Below are 4,706 nucleotides of genomic sequence, written 5' to 3' on the forward strand. Positions count from 1 at the left end.
TATATCATAACTGTTCTAAAAAAAAAAGAACATTTGTTAAAAGAAATTAGAACAAAATGAGTGAAAAATTAGAACAAACAAATTCCTTATAAACCTTATCATCTCAATGCGACCCTCTACGCCACCCTGGGCCGGATCTCGAAGCCCGAGGTCAACGTGATCACCGTCGAGGACCCGGTCGAGTACCGCCTGCGCGGCATCAACCAGGTGCAGGTCAACACCAAGGCCGGCCTGACCTTCGCCGCCGTGCTGCCGGCCATCCTGCGGTCCGACCCCGACGTCGTGCTGATCGGTGAGATCCGGGACGGCAACACCGCGCAGATCGCGGTCGAGGCCTCGCTGACCGGTCACCTCGTGCTCTCCACGCTGCACACCAACGACGCGCCCGGCGCGGTCACCCGTCTCACCGAGATGGGCATCGAGCCGTTCCTGGTCGGCTCGTCGCTGGACTGCGTGCTGGCCCAGCGGCTGGCGCGGCGGCTCTGCGACTGGTGCAAGGAGGCGTACGCGCCGACCGAGGAGGAGTTGGTCGGCGCGCGGTGGCCGTACCAGGACCTGAAGGTGCCGGACCTGCTCTATCGCCCGGTCGGCTGCCGCAACTGCGCCAACACCGGGTACCGCGGCCGGATCGCGCTGCACGAGGTGATGCCGGTGTCGCCGGAGATCGAGTCGCTGACCATCCGCCGCGCGTCGTCCAACGAGATCCGCGAGGTGGCGATCAGCCAGGGCATGTACGACCTGCGCGCGGACGGCCTGGCCAAGGCGGTCGGCGGGCTGACCAGCGTACGAGAGGTCTCCCGCGTCGCAATCTGAGCACGTTACCGGCTCTGCGCGATGTGCGGGCAAAAACGGCGGAATAGCTCCTAAAGGCGCGCCTCACGATGCCGAATGAGGGGGGCGTCAAAACCCGCGAGAGAAAAGTCGGTGCCAGATGACCGTGCAGTATGGGCTCGACCACGACGTGCCGCAGCAGACGGCGCCGGTGGAGGCGTCCGGGCAGACCCCGGAAGGCCTCGCCGTGCTCGACCAGATGCTGATCACGCTCGTCGAGTCACGCGGTTCCGACCTGCACCTGACCGTGGGCTCCCCGCCCATGATCCGCGTCGACGGCAGCCTGCGCCCCCTTCCCGGGTACGGCAAGCTCAACTCGGCGGACACGGCGCTGCTGGCCCGCGCCGCGGTGAAGCCCGAGCAGTGGGAAGTCTTCCAGCGCGACAACGAGATGGACTTCGCGCACAGCATCACCGGCGTCTCGCGCTTCCGCGGCAACCTGTACGTGCAGCGCAACTCGTGCGGCGCGGTCTTCCGGGCGATCCCGCACAAGATCAAGCCGCTGGACGAGCTGGGCATGCCCGACTCGGTCGCGCGCTTCGCCCACCTGCCGCGTGGCCTGGTGCTGGTAACCGGCCCGACCGGCTCCGGCAAGACCACCACGCTCGCCTCGGTGCTCGACCTGGCCAACCGCAGCCGCGCCGCGCACATCATCACCATCGAGGACCCGATCGAGTTCCTCCACCCGCACAAGCGCAGCGTGGTCAACCAGCGCGAGGTGGGCACCGACACGGAGACCTTCGCGCAGGCGCTCAAGCACGCCCTGCGCCAGGACCCCGACATCATCCTGGTCGGTGAGCTCCGCGACCTCGAGACCACGGCGACCGCGCTGACCGCGGCCGAGACCGGTCACCTGGTGCTCGCGACGCTGCACACGCAGAGCGCCACGCAGACCATCGACCGCGTCATCGACATCTTCCCGCCGCACCAGCAGCTGCAGATCCGCGCCCAGCTCGCGGCCAGCCTCCAGGGCGTGGTCACGCAGGCGCTGGCGCCGAAGGCGGACGGCAAGGGCCGGGTCGTGGTCAGCGAGATCCTGACCGCCACGCCGGCCATCCGCAGCCTGATCCGCGAGGGCAAGTCGCATCAGATCCCCTCGTTCATGCAGGCCGGCGGCAACGAGGGCATGTTGGCCTTCGACCAGCACCTGGCCGAGAAGGTCCGCGAGGGGCAGGTCACCATGCAGACCGCCCTGGAGATCTGCCACTCGGCCGAAGAGCTCAAGCGCCTCATCGGACGGATGTGATCCCACCGTGGCCGTGACCAAGACCTTCCACTACAACAGCATCGACTCGACCGGCCGGAAGTCGAAGGGCACGGTCGAGGCGGCGAACGAGTCCGCGGCCATGCACATGCTCAAGCAGCGTGGCGAGGTGCCGCTCGAGCTGACCGCGGCCGGCCAGGGCCTCAACATGGACCTGAAGATCCCCGGCCTGGGCAACCGCACCAAGCTCAAGGACCTGGCGGTCTTCGCCCGGCAGTTCGCCACCATGACGTCCTCGGGCATGTCGCTGCTGCGCTCGCTCTCGATCCTCGAGGAGCAGACGTCGGCGCCGGCCTTGAAGACGGCGGTGGGCGAGGTACGCACGGACGTGGCCGGCGGTGTCTCGCTGTCCTCGGCGATGGGCAAGCACGACAAGCAGTTCCCCCGCCTGATGGTCGCGATGATCCGGGCCGGCGAGGCGGGCGGCATGATCGACCGCGCCCTGGAGCAGGTCGCGGACAGCCTGGAGAAGGACGCCGCACTGCGCGGCAAGATCAAGAGCGCGCTGACCTACCCGGCGATCGTGCTCAGCTTCACCTTCATCCTGATCGCCGGCGTGCTGATCTTCATCGTCCCGATCTTCGAGGCGATGTTCAAAAGCCTGGGCGGCGAGCTGCCCGGCATCACGCAGTTCCTGGTGGACACCAGCCACAACATGTGGTGGATCGGGCCACTGTTCCTGATCGTCACGATCGGCGGCAGCACGGTCTTCCGCCGCCGGCTGCGCCAGAGCCAGGACCTACGCCTGCGCTACGACCAGTTCAAGCTCAAGATGCCGGTCTTCGGCGTGCTCTTCCGCAAGCTCGCGATGAGCCGCTTCTCGCGCAACCTGGGCCTGCTGCTGAACGTGGGCGTGCCGGTCATGCAGGCGCTGTCGGTGGTCGGCGAGACCACCGGCAACGAGGTGATCAACGCGGCGATGAAGGACGTGCAGGCCGCGGTCCGCGAGGGCCAGCCCATGTCGTCCGCGCTGCGCCACCACAAGATCTTCCCCGAGATGGTCACACAGATGATCGAAGTGGGCGAAGAAAGCGGTCAAATCAGTCAGATGCTCGACAAGGTTGCCGATTTCTATGACAGGGAAGTCGACAGCGCCGCCGAGTCCCTGACCGCCTCGATCGAACCGATCATGGTCCTCGTCATGGGAGCCGTGGTCGGCGGAATGGTGATCTGTCTCTACCTACCGATGTTCACCATCTACCAGAACATCCAGAGCAACTGAGGCCCTGGAGCAGAAAGCGACCGGTCCCTCCGGTCAGTCGGGCGCCCGAGCCCGGTAGTTGTCCCCGCCATACCCCTGACGCCACTGGAGGCACCCCCATGCAGGACATCATCAGCCGGCTCCGCGCCAAGAAGGACGAGGAGGGCTTCACCCTCATCGAGCTCCTGGTCGTCGTGGTCATCATCGGTGTACTGGTCGCCATCGCCGTGCCGGTCTACCTGAACTACCGCGAGGGCGCAGCCGACAAGTCGGCCCAGTCCGACGTGCGCGGCGCGATCAGCGCGGTGGAGCAGTACTACACCAACAACAGCAACAAGTACCCGGCCGACGTCACCGCCACCACCGGCACCAGCGGCAAGATCGACCTCGCCGCCCAGACGAACGGCACCGCCGGCACCATCACGCTGTCCAGCGGGACCACGCTCGCCCTGAAGAACAACACCTCGTACTACGTCATCTGCGCCACCAACCAGGGCGGCACGAAGGACAAGGTCTACGTCTACAACAGCCAGGCCGGTGGCTCGGTGAAGGCGTCCGGCTCGACCACGGTCGCGGCGTGCATCACGGCCGGCAACTGATCCGGCCGTAGCCCCACCCCGATCACGACAGCCGAGGAGGTCGTCATGCCCCAGCCCATGCTGTTCGGCATCGTCGGCCTCCTCGGCCTCGCGGTCGGCTCCTTCCTGAACGTCGTGATCCACCGGGTGCCGCGCGACGAGTCACTGGTCACCCCCGGCTCGCACTGCCCGGCGTGCGGATCGGCCGTCCGGAACAGGCACAACATCCCCGTGCTCGGCTGGCTGCTGCTCCGCGGCCGGTGTGCCGACTGCCGGGCGCCGATCAGCGCTCGTTATCCCCTGGTCGAGGCCGGCACCGCGGCGCTGTTCGTCGCCGTCGCGGCCCGTTTCGGGCTCTCCTGGGAGTTGCCCGCATACCTTTACCTGGCCGCCATCGCGATCGCGCTCGCGGCCATCGACCTGGACGTGTTCCGGCTGCCGGACGCGATCGTGAAGCCCTCCTACGCCGTCGCCCTGGCCCTGCTGATCTCCGCCGCCTACCTCGGCGACAACTGGTGGGCCGTGGCCCGCGGACTGATCGCGGCGGCCACGATGTGGCTCTTCTTCCGGGTGGTCGCGATCTTCGGGCCGATGGGCGGCGGCGACATCAAGCTCGCACCGCTGCTCGGCTTCTATCTCGGCTGGCTGGGCTGGGGTGCGGTGGCGATCGGCGCCTTCGCCGGCTTCCTGCTCGGCGGCCTCGCCGGCGTGCTGCTGATGGCGGTCCGGCTGGCCAGGTTCAAGTCGAAGATCCCTTTCGGTCCCTACATGCTGGCCGGCGCCTTCGTCGCGGTCTTCGCCGCGGCGCCCATCGCCGACTGGTACCTCGATC

General features: G+C 67.1%; 5 protein-coding genes. All 5 read left to right on the forward strand.

All coding sequences use genetic code 11. From position 1 onward, the window contains the following. The first annotated feature begins 81 nt into the window (after window positions 1-81). Window positions 82-813, forward strand: coding sequence for an ATPase, T2SS/T4P/T4SS family (locus AB0M20_RS28180; RefSeq protein WP_364303255.1), 732 nt, complete (start codon window positions 82-84; stop codon window positions 811-813). Between the two features lie 217 nt (window positions 814-1,030). Continuing rightward, window positions 1,031-2,077 carry a type IV pilus twitching motility protein PilT gene (locus AB0M20_RS28185; protein ID WP_364303257.1) on the forward strand — a complete coding sequence of 349 codons (1,047 nt, stop codon included), beginning with the start codon at window positions 1,031-1,033 and terminating at the stop codon, window positions 2,075-2,077. 7 nt (window positions 2,078-2,084) lie between these two features. Then, window positions 2,085-3,317, forward strand: a complete 1,233-nt coding sequence (locus AB0M20_RS28190) for a type II secretion system F family protein (RefSeq protein ID WP_364303249.1) — start codon at window positions 2,085-2,087, stop codon at window positions 3,315-3,317. 98 nt (window positions 3,318-3,415) lie between these two features. Further along, window positions 3,416-3,895, forward strand: coding sequence for a prepilin-type N-terminal cleavage/methylation domain-containing protein (locus AB0M20_RS28195; protein ID WP_364303251.1), 480 nt, complete (start codon window positions 3,416-3,418; stop codon window positions 3,893-3,895). Between the two features lie 45 nt (window positions 3,896-3,940). Beyond that, the coding region (locus AB0M20_RS28200; RefSeq protein WP_364303253.1) for a prepilin peptidase at window positions 3,941-4,706 on the forward strand (766 nt) is incomplete at its 3' end.

The sequence above is a fragment of the Actinoplanes sp. NPDC051633 genome, assembly GCF_040681735.1.
Classification (GTDB): domain Bacteria; phylum Actinomycetota; class Actinomycetes; order Mycobacteriales; family Micromonosporaceae; genus Actinoplanes.

Coding starts and splice junctions, on each gene's coding strand:
- AB0M20_RS28185 (WP_364303257.1), top strand. CDS start 1,031: ATGCTGATCACGCTCGTCGAGTCACGCGGTTCCGACCTGCACCTGACC.
- AB0M20_RS28195 (WP_364303251.1), top strand. CDS start 3,416: ATGCAGGACATCATCAGCCGGCTCCGCGCCAAGAAGGACGAGGAGGGC.